A 15,804-nucleotide genomic window follows, 5' to 3' on the forward strand; every position below is an offset into this window, starting at 1 on the left:
GGCAGAAGCGCAAGCCGAAGCTATCGCCGCAGGAGCCGCGCGTGAGCCGGGTCAAGCCACGCTAAACGCCCGTCGCGCGAACCGGTGCGATGCCCAACGTCCCTTCGACGCCTTCGGTGAAGGTGCGCTGCTCGCGCAGAATGAAGCGCTTCGTCTGCGCGAAACGGAAGTTGTCGAGCGCTTCGGCATCGCTGCGCAGTCTCGCGCGATAGGTCTCATAGGCCGCGAGGTTGTCGAATGTAATCAGGCCCCATGCGATGTCGTTGGTGCCTTCGTGCGGCAGGAAGTAGCCGACCAGATGACCGCCGCAGCGCGGAATAATACGGCCCCAGCTGCGTGCGTATTCGTCGAAAGCGGCGCGTTGGAATGGGTCGATCTGATAGCGGATGAAGCAGGTGATCGCCATAGCGAGGCTCCAGGGTTGCGTGCAGCGTTGGGTAACCGCATGGAGATCAGTATGACGGGGGTGTACGCGTGACGTTTCACGGCGTGCTGAACTGTGCCGCGCCGCGCCGCGCCGCGTCGCGAGTACGTGCCGGAGCGCTGAGCGAACGCGACGGGACAGGAAAACCTAAGCCACCGAAGACGCCTGCCGCTCGGCCTCGTCGTCGGCATCCGTGCCGCCGTTCCCGTTCGACGCGCGCGCGGCCGCCGGCTCCTGATGCAGCCGGTTCGCGTGCATCAGCCGATACAGCGTCGCGCGCGAAACGCCGAGTTCGGCCGCCGCCTCCGACAACTTGTAGCCATGCCGCTGCAACGCGTGTTCGATCGCATCCTTCTCGGCCTTGCTGCGGATTTCCGCGAGCGTCACCGCCGGACCGTGGTCCGCTTCCGGCAAGCCGAGGTCGGCGGCGGTGATGAAGCGGCCCTCGCTCATCACCACCGCGCGCCGCACGCAATTGATCAGCTCGCGCACATTGCCCGGCCACGGATAGTTCGACATCGCGACGATCGCGTCGCTCGACAGCCCGCGCAGTTTGCGCGCGCCGTCCTGGCGGTACATGCTGAGCGCGTAGTTGGCGAGCAGCTTGATGTCGCCGCCGCGCTCGCGCAACGGCGGTTCGACGAGGCGCAGCACGCACAGCCGGTGATACAGGTCGGAGCGGAAGCGCCCGTCTTCGACGGCTTTGTCCAGATCGACGTGGGTCGCCGAAATGACCCGCGCGTCGACCTTGATCGGCCCGTTGCCGCCGAGCCGCTCGATCGTGCCTTCCTGCAGGAAGCGCAGCAGCACCGCCTGGCATTCGTGCGGCATGTCGCCGATTTCATCGAGAAAGAGGGTGCCCTCGTGCGCGCTTTCGATCCGGCCGATCTTGCGTTGCAGCGCCCCGGTGAACGCGCCGCGTTCGTGGCCGAACAGTTCGGCTTGCAGCAGGCTCGGCGGAATCGCCGCGCAATTGATCGCGACGAACGCGCGGCCGGCGCGCGGCGAGCGCTCGTGAATCGCACGAGCGGTCAATTCCTTGCCGGTGCCCGACTCGCCCGCGACGAACACCGGCGCGTCGGTCACGCCGCATTTGTCGATGCGCCGATAGAGTTGCTGCATCGCCTCGCATTGTCCGACCATGCCGTGCCGCCCGAGCGACGGCTCCGGCGCGACGCGCGCCTGGCGCAAGCTCGACAGCCCGTGCGCGTGACCGAGCGCGAACATGAGCCGGTCATTCAGCCACGGACGCGTGACGAAGTCGAAGCAGTAATCGAGGATGAAACGGCTGACCAGTTCGTTTTCCGCCTGGCCCGGCACGATCTGCGCGACCCAGTTGGTTTCGACGCGCCGCATGCACGACGCGAGCGCGGACAGATGCTGCGACGTGCACTCGTCCGGCAGTTGCACGAGCCCGACCTTGATGTTGCCGCGCTCGATCATGCGCTCGGCGATGGCGGTGCTCTTCGCGTGCACGGCTTGCCAGCCAGACGCCGCCAGAAAATCGACGAGCTTCTGATCGGGCGAGTTCGACACGTAGAGAACGGTGCGTTCCGCGTCGACAGGCGTGCAAGTCGTAGTCATGTTACCCCCGGTTCGATACTGCTCTCAGGACTGCTGTTCGACACACTTGACGGACCGGAGGGCTGCGCCGGCCTTTCAGTCAACTCGACCGGCCCGGTTCGCTCGCGCGGATTCGGGCCTGGCTTGCGTCCGACCTTCGGCCCGACTGCGACAGCCCGACGACGACGCGTTACGGTAATGGCAATGACGGAGGCATGGAGCCGGCGGTATCAACCGCGAGGTGCTACCTGTTAGACCGATAGCGGAATAGCGTTCATTGCTGAAACCGCCACGCGACTGCGTCCCCGAATTACGAAACCGTTTCTTGCCTCGATGACCTGAAATTGGCGCTCTAATCGGCGCATGGCTTAAAGATAAGCGAAAGCGCCTGATAGTGCCATACAAACGATATGGATTAAGAAATGATTTCGCGCAATTGCGACGGTGTTGCCGATTAAAACAAAAGCGGTCAAGCCCCGCTATGCGAGGCACCCCACATAAAAGCGCAATCGCGCCGCGCTAAATTCCGCGGCGCAGTGGAGGCTCGTGACACGCGGCGTCTCATGCTTGCTACATATCGGGCAGGCCGGTGCGAGCGTGCCGCGCGCGCTCCGGCGACCGGCATGGTCGATTGGGCGGTTGGCGTGAGCCCCACCAGCAAAGGCGCACGGCCGGCCGGCGCGGCAAAACGCACAGTCTGTTCGATCCGGCTTTCGCGGGTGCGCCGCGCATTCGCGTGTCACGGACGAATCAACTGCGGGCACGGAGCGCCGTCCGTCTCAACGCGATGCTGCAAAACTCACGGCTCTATAAGGCTTTCGACGTGCATGGCATAGCCGTTGCAATGAGGTCTGCACAACGAATACGAATGCGTTGCCGACCGATCCACAGCACGGGGAAAGCTGGGCAAAAATAAGACGGCGGTAACCAGACTTCGATAGCACGGCCGGGGAAGCCAATGTGTTTGCGAGGTTGCGGCGGGGCCACCAGGACGTATGTCGAATAAAAACGGGCAAATGATCGATAGACGGTTATATATCGGTCATTCGAACCGTGCGACATGAAAAGTTTGTTTCGCCATTAGGTCCGTTTTACCGATGGAATTTTGAAGGGGGATGGCAATAACGACGAGTGCGCGCTCGAGTCATTGGCGAGCGACGCACCACTGGACAAGGAAGGGGCAGCGCCGGTCAGGACCAACCGGCGCGAAGAAGCGGGGAGAGAGGCCGCAGCCTCCATAGAGAGGCGCAGTTACGAGGTGGACTGGGTGCCGTGTCCGTGCTGTTGCACGGGCACGGCCGCCTGGACAAAGCCGGAAAAGCCTTGAAAAAAGGCTCGTCTTGCGGGGGATGTCATGAAAAAACTGATTTGCGAGCCGGCCGTCGCGGTGCGGTCGGACCATCGGAGCATCGCAGGTGCAACCGGGTTATCCTGGCGCGGGTATGTCGCGGTGGTGCCTCGCGCGCGGTTCGCCACGCCGCCGGTCGATCTGTTGACGCTGGTGGTCGCCGAGGCGCTCAAGCGCAAGGCGCAGGCCGAGATCCAGCGCGACCGGTTGCGCGACGCGCTTTACGAAATGCCCGCGCCGGCCGAGCGGCAATCTGAGCGGCAACATGAGAGGCAACAGAAGCGGCCGTCCGAACGTTAGCGCGACACGCGGATTGCGCCGTCCGGGTTTGACGAATAACGAATAACGAATCACGACGACTCGACCCGAACGTCGACGGCGGTCGACGTGACCATGCCAACCGACGGTCGCAGCCCGGCGGAGACCCGACATGATCGACATCTTCCTGATTGCCGCCAGCATCGAACACGCGCAGCACATCGTCGCGCGACTCGAGGAGAGCGGCGTGCGTTACCGGCTGCGCACCGCGTACGGTTCGGCCCGGCAACTGCGCGCGCATGCTCGGCTGATTCGGAGTGCCGATCTGCTGATCGTCGACGACGCCGATCTGAACGCGCGCGAACTGGACGGTATCGAGGAAGCGCTCGCCTGCTGGCCTGCGCTGCATTGCATGCTGGTGACGCCCGCGCCGTCCACCGCGCTGCTCGGCGCGGCGATGCGTGTCGGTGTGCGGCACGTGCTGTCCTGGCCGCTCGATACGCCGACCGTCGCCACCGCACTCGCGCAGATCGACGCCAAGAAAGTCGCGGCCGGGCGGCGCGCGGGCCGGGTCGTGTCGCTCGCATCGAGCAAGGGCGGCAGCGGCACGACGCTGATCGCGGTGAATCTCGCCTGTGCGCTCGCCGCGCAACGCGATCGGCGTGTGCTGCTGATCGACCTGAGCCAGCAATTCGCCGATGCCAGTCTGCTGATCGCCGACAAGCCCCCGCCGACCACACTCGCCGATCTGTGCTCGCAGATCGAGCGGCTCGATGCCGCGTTGTTCGACGCGTGCGTGATGCGCGTGCATGCGAATCTCGACGTGCTGGCCGGCGCGGGCGACCCGCTTCGGGCCGCGGAACTGCAGCCCGCGCATTTGCAGCGGATTCTCGCGCTGGTGCGCGAGCGCTACGGCGCCGTGCTGATCGACGTCGGACAGAGCCTCAACCCGTTGACGATCCATGCGCTCGATCACAGCGACGCGATCTGCATGGTGGTGCGGCAGAATCCGCTGTACCTGCACGGCGGGCGGCGCATGCTCGACATCTTCAGGGAGTTTGGCTATCCGGCCGCCAAGGTGCGGGTAGTCGTGAACCAGTACGACAAGAACGCGCAGATCAATCTGCCGATGCTCGAAAAAACGCTCGGCGCGAAGGTCGCGCATCAACTGCCGCGCGACGACCGTCAGGTCAACGAGGCGCTGAGCCGTGGCGTGCCGCTCGTCGCGTTAGCGCGTGACAGCGCGCTTGCGCAAGGCATCGGTCTGCTCGCCGGCATGTTGTGGCCGGCGCTCGCGGAACGGCGCAAGAGCATGATCGGCCGGTTGCTGGCCACGTGGCCGAATCTGCCGCCGCAATTGAAGCCCGGCCATTGACGCGATTGCGCGGGGATTTTGACGGTGTATGGTAAATAGTGAAAGAACCGGATCCGTTCACGGGTCGTCCCCGTTCAATTACCCGGGAAAGTCACTTGAGCGCAGCACCGTCCATGCAAAACGCGAGCAGCGGTTTTGGCGACCTCGCGTCGATCCTCTCCAATCCGATTCTCAACACGGATTCGTACAAGGCCTCGCACTATCTGCAATATCCGCCCGAAGCATCGGCGATGTTCTCCTACATCGAGTCGCGCGGCGGGCGCTACGACTGCACGCTCTTTTTCGGTTTGCAGATGTTGATCAAGGACTATCTGTGCAGACCGGTCACGTTCGCCATGATCGACCAGGCCAAGGCGTTCTTCACCGCGCACGGCGAGCCGTTCAACGAAGCGGGCTGGCGCTATGTGGTCGAGCAGTGCGGCGGCTATCTGCCGGTGCGGATTCGCGCGGTGCCGGAAGGCTCGGTGGTGCCGACGCATAACGTGCTGGTCACGGTCGAATGCGACGACCCGCAGGTGTTCTGGCTGGCGTCGTATCTGGAGACGATGCTGCTGCGCGTCTGGTATCCGGTCACGGTCGCGACGCAAAGCTGGCATCTACGCAAAACGATTCGCGCGTACCTGCAAAAGAGCAGTGACGACCTCGCGCAATTGCCGTTCAAGCTGCACGACTTCGGCGCGCGCGGAGTGTCGAGCGCGGAGTCGGCGGCGATCGGCGGGGCCGCCCATCTGGTCAGCTTCATGGGCTCGGACACGGTGCTCGGCGTGGTCGCCGCGAACCACTACTACAACGAAACGATGGCCGCGTTCTCCGTGCCGGCGGCCGAGCACAGCACGATCACGTCATGGGGCCGCGAGCGCGAGAGCGACGCGTTCCGCAACATGATCGAACGCTTCGGCAAACCGGGGGCGATCGTCTCGGTAGTGTCCGATTCCTACGATCTGTTTGCCGCGCTCGACGTGTGGGGCACGCAGTTGAAGCAGGCCGTGCTCGATTCCGGCGCCACGCTGGTGATCCGGCCGGACTCCGGCGATCCGCGCACGATCGTGTTGCAAACGCTGCGCGCGCTCGACGCGTCGTTCGGTTCTGTGGTCAACAGCAAGGGGCGGCGCGTGCTCAACCACGTGCGCGTGATTCAGGGCGATGGCGTGAACCCCGATTCGATCGAAGCGATTCTCGCCGCGATGGACGAAGCCGGCTTCGCCGCCGACAACATCGTGTTCGGCATGGGCGGCGCGCTGTTGCAGCAGATCAACCGCGACACGCAGCGCTTCGCGATGAAGTGCTCCGCGATCCGTCTCGGCGATGAATGGCACGACGTGCGCAAGGACCCGGTCACGGATGCGGCGAAGCGTTCGATGAAAGGGCGGCTCACGCTGTTGAAGCATCGCCGCACGGGCGAGTATCGGACGGTGACGCTGCCCATCGCGTGGGATGCAGGCACGGTCGAAAGTGAATGGGAAGACGCGCTGGTGACGGTGTTCGATTCGGGCAAGTTGCTGGTGAATGCATCGCTCGCCGAGATCAGGAGCCGGGCTCACGCGCACGAAGCGTAGTGCGGGCCGTGCGTCGTGGAGCAGACGCTCACGCCTGCCGCGTCGATGCCGATGCGGCAGGCGCGCCCTCGAGCAAACGGGCATCTTCGCCAGCCAGGTCTAAGCGCGCGCCGGCAATATTCACGCGAACATAGCGCTCGCCGCGCCTTAATTCGTTCGACTCGACGACGCCGGCATGCGGCCGTCAGCGGCGACGGCCAGCGCGTGCGACGCGACGCGATTCATGAGATAACGCCGATGCGTTGCCGAGAACGCCACTCGACGACGCGAATGTATCGTGCGGTGATGTGTCGTGAGGTGGCCGGTCGGCGAGCGTGCATGATTGCATGTCACGGAGATCACAGTAGCGATGCCGCCGTCGGCGCGACGACCGATATGCGTGGCGGTATACCGCGTATTGATGCGCTCAGGCGCGCGCCCATCGCCGTCGCAGCGTAGTATACACATCGATATAGCGAAGGAGCAGGCCGCCAGGGTATCGATTGCTGGAGATAACCGCGTATGGATTGTATGAATGTGATTGCCGCGCCGGCCGTCGACGGCGCGCTCGTGCTGAGCGGAAGGTTTCAGCGACCGCTGTCGTTGAGTCTCGACCAATTGCGGCGTTACGACAGCGTGACAGCCACGCCGTTCGATCTGCGCTGCTATACGACGAACCGCTTCATTCGCAGCGTCGACGCGTATCGCGGCGTGCGCCTGACCACATTGATTACGGAAGCGGGCTTGCCGAACGACGTGCGGGGCGAATTCAAGCGTACGGTGTTCGTCGCGGTCGGACAGGACGGGTATGTGGTGACGTTCTCATGGCACGAACTCTTCAACACGCCGGTCGGCGAGAGCGTGCTGGTCGCTTATGAATGCGGCGGCCGGAGCCTCGACGCGGAAGATGGCGCGCCGATCCTGTTTTCGGGCGCGGACCTTTTGCCCGCGCCGCGTCACGTTAAACGGCTAGCGCGGATCGAGGCGCGGGTTTTGACTTGATGCGTGACGTTCGTGCTTAGCGTTTTAAGCTTTGAGGTTGCGTTTGGGAGGCTGGCGTAAGATGGTTCGCTACTCATCATCGCGTTGCCGCCATGTCTGACGATCCGCTTGCACGTGCTGCACATGCCGGTCATGTTGGGCCGGCTACCGGCCTTGCCTCGTCGGGCGATGAACCGTTGTCGTTGCCGCTCGACCCGCGGGTTGCCACGTGCATGAGCCAGTGGTTGAGCATAGCGAGGGACCCTGCTTGCGCGGACACGCGGCTCTTCGCCAAACTGATCGCCGCACGCGACGCGCACGACGAACTCGTGCTGCTCGGTCTGCATCCACGCGAGTGGCGCGCGCTGCTGGCGCGGCACTTCACGCATGCGCGCGTGCCGGTTTTGCCGCGAGCCGCCGGTATCATCACGGATACCAATGCCTTCGTTCCGACGCTCCACGCGCACCTGCTCACCCACGCGAACGCCACGCGCCACGCCGACGACGCGCATTGTCTCGCGACGATCATCGCCCACGCATGCCTGCGCCCCGATCACTTGTGGCGCGACCTCGGACTCGCGGGGCGCGACGAAGTCACGTGGATGCTGACGCGCTATTTCCCGACGCTCGTCGTGCTCAACGTCGCCAACCTGCGGTGGAAGAAATTCCTCGCTGCGCAACGCGCGCTGTCGTTGGGCTTGCAGCCTGGACCCGCGCCGGGTTGTCCCGGCTGCGAAGACTACGGACATTGCTTTCCCCCGTCTCGTTGACGGCCGTTCGGTCAGGTGGCAGCGCGAGACGGTTCGTGTATGCTTTCGCGCATGGCTGACACCGCAAAAACCAAACCCACACCGGCGAAGAAGCTCGCGACGAACGGCGCGCCCAGGTCGACGAAAGCGCGTCCCGAAGTGCGCTTCAGAATGCGCATTCGCAGTGGCGACGCGGTCGCGCTCGGACCGGGCAAAGTCGATCTGCTCGAAGCGGTGCGCGAATACGGTTCGATCTCGGCGGCGGCGCGCAGCCTCGACATGTCGTACCGGCGCGCGTGGTTGTTGATCGACGAATTGAACCGCTCGCTCAAAGCGCCGGCCACGCATTCGGAGCAGGGCGGTCAAAGCGGCGGAGGCTGCACGCTCACGGAGGTCGGCGAAACCATCATTCGCCTGTACCGCGATGTCGAAGAAGAGGCGCAACGAAGCTGCGCGAAGCAGATCGCCGAGTTGACCCGGTTGATTCGCTAACCGCTCGCCTTCGCGGATGAGCCAAACGCTCAGCCGTGCCGCAGGCAAAATGCCGAAGGCGGGGGCGAGTTAGTCAATTGAGCGAGTTGCTCGGGATGCAACCGTGCCATCAGTTCCACGAAGCTCGCCACGCTCGCGGTGCGCACTGGGTGGTAGTCGATCCCGTGACGTTCGCAAACTCGCTTGAGCATATTCATCGAATCGTGGTCGATGCAGTCCACCGGAAATACCACGATGTCCGCGCCCGGCAACGCCGCGGCGAGCAGCCCCTTGCGATCCTCGACGCCGCCGTCGTGCACCACCAGTTCGCCGCCGGCCGCTTCCACTAGCCGTTTGAGCGCGGCGTTCGAACCGGGTCGGCCGCCCACATACACGATCCGCTTGCCCTGCACGCTGTCGAGGCTGGCCCGGCGCTGCGCGGCTCCGCTCGCGGGGTCCGCGGCATCCACGGTCGCGCGTTCAAGCGCATCGCATTCGCTTTGCACCAGCTTGAGCAGCGCCAGCGCCTGATCGCGGCTCTTGCGTAGCGCGAGCGCGGCGTCCTGTTCCTGCAACGTGCGTTGTTCCGCGGCCTCGCGACGGCTGGTGTGCAACGCGACGCGTTGATCGGCGTCGGCCAGCCTGTCGCGCAGTTGCTGAAGCTCGGCTTCGAGAGCGGCGGCGTCGGCGGGCATCTGCCGGGAAGGCTGCGCGACGAGTTGCGCGAGCTGCGCATTCAGTGCGGCGCTCGATGCGTCGCGCTCCATGCTGAGTTCGTGCAGACGACTTTGCTGCCGCTCGATTTTCTCCTTCAGCGCGGCGTTTTCCTCTTCAAGCGCAACCAGCCGGCGAATATCCGCGCGATTGGCCGCGCCCACCAGATGCGACAGCATATGCAATTCGCCGAACGCTTTCTGACGCACCGGCATGGTCGCGAACGGATGCGTCATCAATGCCCAGTAAGCGGGCGGGATGTCGCCGTTTTTTAGCGCTTCGTTCCACAGTTCGAGCAGATCGCCGTCGTCGGCGGCTTTGTCGAAGCGGCGGATCGCTCCCGCATAGCGCTCGTCGAGCAGCTTGTGCAGCGCTTTGGCCGCGGGGCCGCCTTCGATCGCGAGTTCGACGGCGGCGTGATGAATCTCCAGATCACTCGCGTCGCGCCGATCGAGGCCCGTGAATCTGGGCACCAGCTTGCGCAACTCATGCGTGCTCAGACAGGTGCCGATGATCGAGCAATGCAGATGGCTGTCCAGTTCGGCGAGGCGCGCGCGTCGTTTGACGTTCGCAAACGATTCGGCGGCGGGCGCGCAGCAAGGATCGGCGGCGCGGATGCCGGCGCCGGCAAGCTCGTCGCCGGAGAGTGTCAGACGCGCAGGCTGGGCAAGGCGAAATGGGGGCGTGTTCATGGGGCTCTCGAATCCGGTTCTCGGTGTCGGGTGGGCTGAACGCTCACGGCGCGAGCGTGCCGCGCGATGTATTCCGATAGATATAACGGTGGGTAAAAAAAACGCTCATGAGCGGGAAGGGCGAATCAGTCGGTCGAGCGGGCGATGCTGCCCGACCCGGCGTGTACGCGGCGCGGACTAACGGCGGCATTCGCCGTGTTTCGCACGATACGACGCTTGCGGGCGCTGGCCTAGCCGGCATTGCCCGTAATGACCGGATCGGTTTCCACGCGCGCGTGCTGTTCCAGCACATGGCCGACGCACAAGCCGATAAAGGCCGCGTCGAGCCGTTCGAGTTCCGCCACCACCTTGCGGAGCGCGGCCACGTCGTGGCTGAACGCGTCGGAGAAAATCGCGTCGCGCAACTGTTCCGCCGGGCGCGCATCTTCGATCGCCGCCTTCAGTTCACGCAGACGCGCGAAGCCCGCCGCGCCTGCCCGCTCGGCGAGGATCGACAGCAACTGGTTCAGCGAGTGCGAGCCCGAGGTGCCGACCGACGCGAAATTCAACCGGTCGTCGGCCAGCATCAGGACGAAGCGCTGCACGCTGCCATGCAGACGCCGATAGGCATCGACCACGTCGCGGATCGATTCGGCCCGGCCGCGTTCGGACGCCGCCTTCACTGCGACGAGGGTCGACGAAATCTCGTTGGCGACGCGTTGACCGCGTTCCGCGAGGTCGGACAAAGGGGATCGGCTGCGCACCGTTATTGGCTCCTGCTGACTCGTTGTGTTTCGTCGCGCGTGATGGCAAACGCCCGAAGGACGGGCCTTGCGCGCGCCACGAAGGCTACCGTGATATTCGACAGGATATAACGAAAGAAGGGCAGTGTGTTGGAACCGGAGCCGGCATTGGGGCTTTGTGCGTGCATGCGGGCGGGGCGGGCGTCGGGGGTGAGATCGAACGAATGGCAAGCCGAAGCAGCCGCGCAGCATCCCGCCCAACGATTCACCACCGCCCCATTCGCGCGGTTTTCCGATATCGTGTGCGGCACGCCCGCCGACGCAGCGTCGCGGGCGCATTTCCGAACGCACAATACGACAAGCAATGAGCCATCCCAACACCGAACTGATCGAACGTTTCTACACCGCGTTCCAGCGACGCGACGCCGAAACGATGGTCGCCTGCTATGCCGATGACGTCGTCTTCAGCGATCCCGCCTTCGGCGAGCTGCAAGGCGCGGAAGCACACGACATGTGGCGCATGCTGGTGGCGGGCGCGCAGGACTTTTCGCTGACGTTCGACAGCATCACGGCCGACGACCACACCGGCCGCGCGCATTGGGAGGCCGGCTATCTGTTCAGTCAGACGGGCTGCCCGGTGGTCAACAAGATCGACGCGCGCTTCGTGTTCCGCGACGGACTGATCGTCGAGCACCGCGACAGTTTCGACCTTTGGCTCTGGATGCGTCAGGCGATGGGCGTCAGAGGCACGCTGCTCGGCTGGTCGCCGCTCGTGCGGCGCATGCTCAGGGCGCAGGCGCGCCGCGGTCTCGCCAGCTATCGAAATCGCCAGAACCGTGGCTGACCTTGATCTGGCGCCAGGCCGCCCGCGGCCTGCTTGCTATGATTCGGCCGGTTGAGCGACGATTTTTTCAGGCCGACGAACAGGGAGTGCTATGCCAGTAGTGGATGCCGCGTGGGACGAGTGGCTGAGCAGCAATGTGGCGCGCGGTTGCAGTGCGGACTCGATGATCGAAGCGATGACGCGGGCCGGTTTCGTCGGTGACGCCGCGCGCGTCGCCGTGCAGCAGGCATTTGACCGGGAGCGGGCGGACTCGCCGTCGGCGCGGGAGTCCGCGACCGAGGCTGCGCTCGTCAAAGGCGAGCCGCAGGCTTACCAGTACGACGACGCGCCGGTCGCGCGCGGCAACGTGATTCGCGCGTACGACCGCGACGTCCGCGTGCTGATGCGCTGCGAACGGCCACAGGTGATCGTGTTCGCCGACGTGCTGTCGCCCGAAGAGTGCGGCGAGATGATCGGGCGGTCGCGTCATCGGTTGAAACGCTCCACCACGGTCAATCCCGACACCGGCAAGGAGGACGTGATCCGCAACCGCACCAGCGAAGGCATCTGGTATCAGCGCGGCGAAGATCCGTTCATCGAGAAGCTCGACCGGCGCATCGCGAGCCTGATGAACTGGCCGGTCGAAAACGGCGAAGGGTTGCAGATCCTGCACTACGGCATGACCGGCGAATACCGCGCGCATTTCGATTACTTCTCGCCCGATCAGCCGGGCAGCGCCGTGCATACCGCCCAGGGCGGCCAGCGCGTGGCGACGCTGGTGGTCTATCTGAACGACGTCCCCAACGGCGGCGAGACGACGTTCCCCGAAGCGGGGCTGTCCGTCGCGGCGCGGCAAGGCGGCGCGGTATATTTCCGCTAGATGAACGGCCAGCGGCAACTCGATCCGCTGACGCTGCATGCCGGCGCACCCGTGCTAGACGGCGACAAATGGATCATGACGAAGTGGATGCGCGAGCGCGCTTACGGTTGACCTTGCGACGGACGGCCCGTTATTCGGCCGCCTGACGCGCGGCGGCATTGCCGACCTGGCTGGCGAACAGTTGCTTGAACGCGTCGCGGCCGCTCGCATAGCCCATGCGCAGGATCAGCAGGCCGATCGCCGCGCCGGCGATATGGTCCAGCATCGGCAGACCGGCCAGGCTGCCGGCCAAACCCAGAGTCGCAACCAGCGCCGACACCGCGTCGACCCGCGCATGCCATGCGCTCGCCTGCAGAAGCGCCGAGCCGGTGCGCCGGCTTTCGGCGCGCAGGTAGCGGAATAGCGTTTCCTTCGCGACCATTACGAAGCCGCTGACGGCGAGCGCGCCGAACGTCATCGCGTCGCTGCTGCTGAGCGTCGAAGTCTGCGCGATGCTGCTCCAGAGCATTTGCGCCGCGGTGAAGATCAGGATCGCGGCGATGAAGAGTGCCGCGAGGGCTTGCTCGGTGCCGTTGTCGGCATCGTGTGCGTGGTGCGCGTGATTCGTGTTGCGTGAGTGGCGGGCACGGCGCGCTTTCGCGCCGAGGTGTTTCGCGCTGAGGTACAGCACCAGCAACACGATTGCGTCGGCGGCCAGGTCGCTCAGCGTGTGGATGCCGTCGGCGAACAGCCCGTCCGAATGCGCGGTGAGGCCGAGCGTGATCTGCATCGTCGAGAGGAACGCGTTGAGCAGCGCGCTCGCGGAGGCAGCCTTAAACAAGGCGGCCGCCGTTCAGGATGGAATCGCCAGAGTGGCGGTGGCGCTCGATGGGCTGGGGCATGGGCTGTGACGGTTTCTGTTTGTCGCAGCAAAGTACCCGTCGAACGTGGCACGCGGATGACAGGGGCGCAATCGTGTGAGAGTGGATTGCGCGTTGGCGTGGCCGCGTGCGCCGCCGATGGCATGTCGCCGATGGGATGACATGGCAAGCCAGCCTCGCATGCTTGCCCGCAGCGTGGCAGCGGCGGGCGCTCGCGTTCAGGGTTTCCGAATTGCTTGCCGGCGCCCCGCGCAGGCCGCGCTCACGCCGTCGTCTTGTAGACGTCCGGGTTGTGCAACTCCATGTAGCGCTCCGGATTCGCCAACTGCGTGAAGCCATGAGGTTCGTAGACGTGATGCGCGTCGGTCGTCACCAGCACGATTCGTCGCAGCCCCGCCAGCGACGGCCTCGCGAACACGTGCTTCATCAACGCCGACGCATAGCCATTGCCGCGATACGTGGGCAAGACGAACACGTCACACAGGTACGCGAAGGTCGCCTGATCGGTAATCAGGCGCGCGAACGCGATCTGCCTGCCGCCGAGATAGCCGCCGAAACATAGCGAGCCCGCGACGGCCCTCTCGAACGTTTCGCGCGGCATCCCCCTCGCCCATGCGGTTTGCTCGGACAGGAACGTGTAGACCATTTCGATGTCGAAATCGGCCTGGTTGCTGGAGATCGTCAGTTCGTTTGCTTGCATCTGTGTCTCCGGTTGGGTCTCAAGCGCTGAGGTGACATGCCCGTGCGAGAGCGCGAGTGGTTTTCGTGCCGCGCCGCGTCGTGGGCATAGCGGCGCCTGGCTGACCCTCTCATGAACGTCCGTCGCCGCGGCGTCGGCACCGGGCGCGCTCGCTAGTTCGCCGTCAACTCTTCGCCGGTCCCTCGCTGCCGCGCGAGCCGCCGCCGATGCTCTGTCCCGCATCGCGCGCAAGGCCCATATAGCCGAGCACCGACGCGAGCGTCAGTACCCCGGCGAACAGGAACGCGAAACGGAAATCGTCGAGCGTGAAAACATGGCCCGTTGTCTCGCCGCCGATGAACGCGGCCACCCGCAGCGACACCGCGCCGAATGCGATGCCGAGACCGATCGTCATCTGCGCGGCCGCGCTCCAGAGCGTGCTGGCCGCGCTCATCTGCGGTTGCGCGACGTCGGCGTAGGCGAGCGTGGCCAGCGTCGAGAATTGCATCGAGCGCGCCACGCCATACACGAACACGACGAACAGCACCAGCGCGAGCGGCACGTCCGGCGTCAACAGTCCGCACGCGATGATGAACACGCCGGCCACCGTGACGTCGACGATCGACACCATGCGGAAGCCGTAACGCCGCAAGATCCGAGTGGTGAGCGCCTTCATGCCGAGGTTGCCGAGCGCGCTCGCGAGCAGCAGCAGCCCCGATCTGAACGCGGACAAGCCGAAGCCCACCTGGAACAGCAGCGGCATCAGATACGGCACCGCGCCGATGCCGATGCGCGTGAACGAGCCCGTCACCACCGTCACGGAGAAGGTCGGAATTTTCAGCGTCGATACGTCGATCAGCGGATAGGGGTGGCGCTTTGCATGCTGGTACGCCACGACGCCCATCAGCAAGCCGCCGAGCACCACCGCGCCGGCGAGCCACGGATTGGTGCCGGGCTGGCTCGCGAGTTCCGCGCCGTACAGAATCGCCGTCAGCGTGAGGCCGCTCAGCAACAGGCCGACCACGTCGAGCGGCTTGCGTTCGGTGCCGCGCAGATTCGGTACCAGCGCGAGCGCGACGGCCATTGCCGCAAGGCCGAACGGTACGTTCAGCAGGAAGATCCAGCGCCACGACGCATAGGTCGTGATGAAGCCGCCGACCGGCGGCCCGACCACCGGCGCGGCGATCGCCGGCCACGTGATGGTCGAGATGGCCTGCATCATGCGGCTCTTCTCGGTGCTGCGGACGACGATCAGGCGGCCCACCGGCACCATCATCGCGCCGCCCATGCCTTGCAGCACGCGCGCCGCGGTGAACTCGACGACGTTCTGCGACAGCCCGCACAACACCGACGCCACCGTGAACACGCCGATCGCGCTGAAGAACACCGTGCGCGCGCCGCAGCGGTCGGCGACCCAGCCGCTCGCCGGGATGAAGATCGCCAGTGCCAGCATGTACGCGGTCATGCCGAGACTGAGGCTGTTCGGACCGACGCCGAACGAGTGCGCCATCTGCGGCAGCGCGGTGGCGATCACCGTGGTGTCGAGGTACTCCATGAAGAAGGTGGCGGCGACGAGATACGGCAGCCAGCCGACATGCGCGTTGCGGGCGCCGGCGCTGGTCATCGCGCGCTCCTCGCGGCCGGGCGTGGAGGGACGTCGAGGCGGGCGGCCCGGCGCATTGCGCGCGATGGTGTGGACTTCATGGCTGTTGCGACTACCTTTCGATTGC

14 protein-coding genes and 1 pseudogene are annotated in these 15,804 nt (G+C 65.1%); 8 read left to right on the forward strand and 7 right to left on the reverse strand.

Translation table 11 applies throughout. The features are described 5' to 3' along the window. Positions 1-61: 61 nt before the first annotated feature. Both BGI01S_RS11080 and BGI01S_RS11085 read right to left on the reverse strand, forming a co-directional pair. Complete coding sequence (locus BGI01S_RS11080; RefSeq protein WP_042325230.1) at positions 62-406, reverse strand: NIPSNAP family protein; 345 nt, start codon at positions 404-406, stop codon at positions 62-64. Positions 407-571: 165 nt separating this feature from the next. Then, positions 572-2,008 (reverse strand): sigma-54-dependent transcriptional regulator, encoded by a 1,437-nt coding sequence (locus BGI01S_RS11085; protein ID WP_042325232.1) that lies wholly within the window; start codon positions 2,006-2,008, stop codon positions 572-574. A gap of 1,333 nt (positions 2,009-3,341) precedes the next feature. Here BGI01S_RS11085 and BGI01S_RS11090 point away from each other — a divergent pair. The 6 genes from BGI01S_RS11090 to BGI01S_RS11120 all read left to right on the forward strand — a co-directional run bounded on the left by BGI01S_RS11090 (position 3,342) and on the right by BGI01S_RS11120 (position 8,725). After that, a complete protein-coding gene (locus tag BGI01S_RS11090) occupies positions 3,342-3,635 on the forward strand; it encodes a hypothetical protein (protein WP_052400451.1) in 294 nt (97 codons plus the stop codon). Positions 3,636-3,765: 130 nt separating this feature from the next. Then, the gene (locus BGI01S_RS11095) at positions 3,766-4,968 is read left to right on the forward strand and encodes an AAA family ATPase (RefSeq protein WP_042325234.1); all 1,203 of its coding nucleotides are present in this window, start codon (positions 3,766-3,768) and stop codon (positions 4,966-4,968) included. Between the two features lie 113 nt (positions 4,969-5,081). After that, entirely contained in the window at positions 5,082-6,524 is a 1,443-nt protein-coding gene (locus BGI01S_RS11100; protein WP_042325235.1) for a nicotinate phosphoribosyltransferase, read from the forward strand. A gap of 501 nt (positions 6,525-7,025) precedes the next feature. After that, positions 7,026-7,505, forward strand: coding sequence for a molybdopterin-dependent oxidoreductase (locus BGI01S_RS11110; protein WP_084585335.1), 480 nt, complete (start codon positions 7,026-7,028; stop codon positions 7,503-7,505). 212 nt (positions 7,506-7,717) lie between these two features. Beyond that, positions 7,718-8,254 carry a nitrogen fixation protein NifQ gene (locus BGI01S_RS11115; RefSeq protein ID WP_042325240.1) on the forward strand — a complete coding sequence of 179 codons (537 nt, stop codon included), beginning with the start codon at positions 7,718-7,720 and terminating at the stop codon, positions 8,252-8,254. 51 nt (positions 8,255-8,305) lie between these two features. After that, positions 8,306-8,725, forward strand: coding sequence for a winged helix-turn-helix domain-containing protein (locus tag BGI01S_RS11120; protein ID WP_232624406.1), 420 nt, complete (start codon positions 8,306-8,308; stop codon positions 8,723-8,725). A 29-nt stretch (positions 8,726-8,754) separates the two neighbouring features. On the opposite strand, the gene BGI01S_RS11125 is transcribed toward BGI01S_RS11120, so the two are convergent. Both BGI01S_RS11125 and BGI01S_RS11130 read right to left on the reverse strand, forming a co-directional pair. Further along, positions 8,755-10,110 carry a DUF2325 domain-containing protein gene (locus tag BGI01S_RS11125; protein ID WP_042325245.1) on the reverse strand — a complete coding sequence of 452 codons (1,356 nt, stop codon included), beginning with the start codon at positions 10,108-10,110 and terminating at the stop codon, positions 8,755-8,757. Positions 10,111-10,340: 230 nt separating this feature from the next. Continuing rightward, complete coding sequence (locus tag BGI01S_RS11130; RefSeq protein WP_232624405.1) at positions 10,341-10,853, reverse strand: hypothetical protein; 513 nt, start codon at positions 10,851-10,853, stop codon at positions 10,341-10,343. A 343-nt stretch (positions 10,854-11,196) separates the two neighbouring features. On the opposite strand from BGI01S_RS11130, the gene BGI01S_RS11135 reads away from it, so the two are divergent. Both BGI01S_RS11135 and BGI01S_RS11140 read left to right on the forward strand, forming a co-directional pair. Further along, positions 11,197-11,676 carry a nuclear transport factor 2 family protein gene (locus BGI01S_RS11135; protein WP_042325249.1) on the forward strand — a complete coding sequence of 160 codons (480 nt, stop codon included), beginning with the start codon at positions 11,197-11,199 and terminating at the stop codon, positions 11,674-11,676. A gap of 91 nt (positions 11,677-11,767) precedes the next feature. Next, positions 11,768-12,646, forward strand: a pseudogene (locus BGI01S_RS11140) (2OG-Fe(II) oxygenase). A gap of 19 nt (positions 12,647-12,665) precedes the next feature. Here the strand turns inward: BGI01S_RS11140 and BGI01S_RS11145 are convergent. The 3 genes from BGI01S_RS11145 to BGI01S_RS11155 form a co-directional block, all read right to left on the reverse strand. Then, the gene (locus BGI01S_RS11145) at positions 12,666-13,355 is read right to left on the reverse strand and encodes a cation diffusion facilitator family transporter (RefSeq protein WP_042325250.1); all 690 of its coding nucleotides are present in this window, start codon (positions 13,353-13,355) and stop codon (positions 12,666-12,668) included. A 302-nt stretch (positions 13,356-13,657) separates the two neighbouring features. Next, positions 13,658-14,095 (reverse strand): GNAT family N-acetyltransferase, encoded by a 438-nt coding sequence (locus BGI01S_RS11150; protein ID WP_042325252.1) that lies wholly within the window; start codon positions 14,093-14,095, stop codon positions 13,658-13,660. Between the two features lie 163 nt (positions 14,096-14,258). Next, complete coding sequence (locus tag BGI01S_RS11155; protein WP_042325254.1) at positions 14,259-15,698, reverse strand: MFS transporter; 1,440 nt, start codon at positions 15,696-15,698, stop codon at positions 14,259-14,261. Between the last annotated feature and the right edge of the window lie 106 nt (positions 15,699-15,804).

Source organism: Paraburkholderia ginsengisoli NBRC 100965, from assembly GCF_000739735.1.
GTDB lineage: Bacteria > Pseudomonadota > Gammaproteobacteria > Burkholderiales > Burkholderiaceae > Paraburkholderia > Paraburkholderia ginsengisoli.

What these genes read in the sequence shown, in the direction of transcription:
- BGI01S_RS11080 (WP_042325230.1), bottom strand. Translation starts at nt 406, where the DNA reads ATGGCGATCACCTGCTTCATCCGCTATCAGATCGACCCATTCCAACGC.
- BGI01S_RS11085 (WP_042325232.1), bottom strand. Translation starts at nt 2,008, where the DNA reads ATGACTACGACTTGCACGCCTGTCGACGCGGAACGCACCGTTCTCTAC.
- BGI01S_RS11090 (WP_052400451.1), top strand. Translation starts at nt 3,342, where the DNA reads ATGAAAAAACTGATTTGCGAGCCGGCCGTCGCGGTGCGGTCGGACCAT.
- BGI01S_RS11095 (WP_042325234.1), top strand. Translation starts at nt 3,766, where the DNA reads ATGATCGACATCTTCCTGATTGCCGCCAGCATCGAACACGCGCAGCAC.
- BGI01S_RS11100 (WP_042325235.1), top strand. Translation starts at nt 5,082, where the DNA reads ATGCAAAACGCGAGCAGCGGTTTTGGCGACCTCGCGTCGATCCTCTCC.
- BGI01S_RS11110 (WP_084585335.1), top strand. Translation starts at nt 7,026, where the DNA reads ATGGATTGTATGAATGTGATTGCCGCGCCGGCCGTCGACGGCGCGCTC.
- BGI01S_RS11115 (WP_042325240.1), top strand. Translation starts at nt 7,718, where the DNA reads ATGAGCCAGTGGTTGAGCATAGCGAGGGACCCTGCTTGCGCGGACACG.
- BGI01S_RS11120 (WP_232624406.1), top strand. Translation starts at nt 8,306, where the DNA reads ATGGCTGACACCGCAAAAACCAAACCCACACCGGCGAAGAAGCTCGCG.
- BGI01S_RS11125 (WP_042325245.1), bottom strand. Translation starts at nt 10,110, where the DNA reads ATGAACACGCCCCCATTTCGCCTTGCCCAGCCTGCGCGTCTGACACTC.
- BGI01S_RS11135 (WP_042325249.1), top strand. Translation starts at nt 11,197, where the DNA reads ATGAGCCATCCCAACACCGAACTGATCGAACGTTTCTACACCGCGTTC.
- BGI01S_RS11150 (WP_042325252.1), bottom strand. Translation starts at nt 14,095, where the DNA reads ATGCAAGCAAACGAACTGACGATCTCCAGCAACCAGGCCGATTTCGAC.
- BGI01S_RS11155 (WP_042325254.1), bottom strand. Translation starts at nt 15,698, where the DNA reads ATGACCAGCGCCGGCGCCCGCAACGCGCATGTCGGCTGGCTGCCGTAT.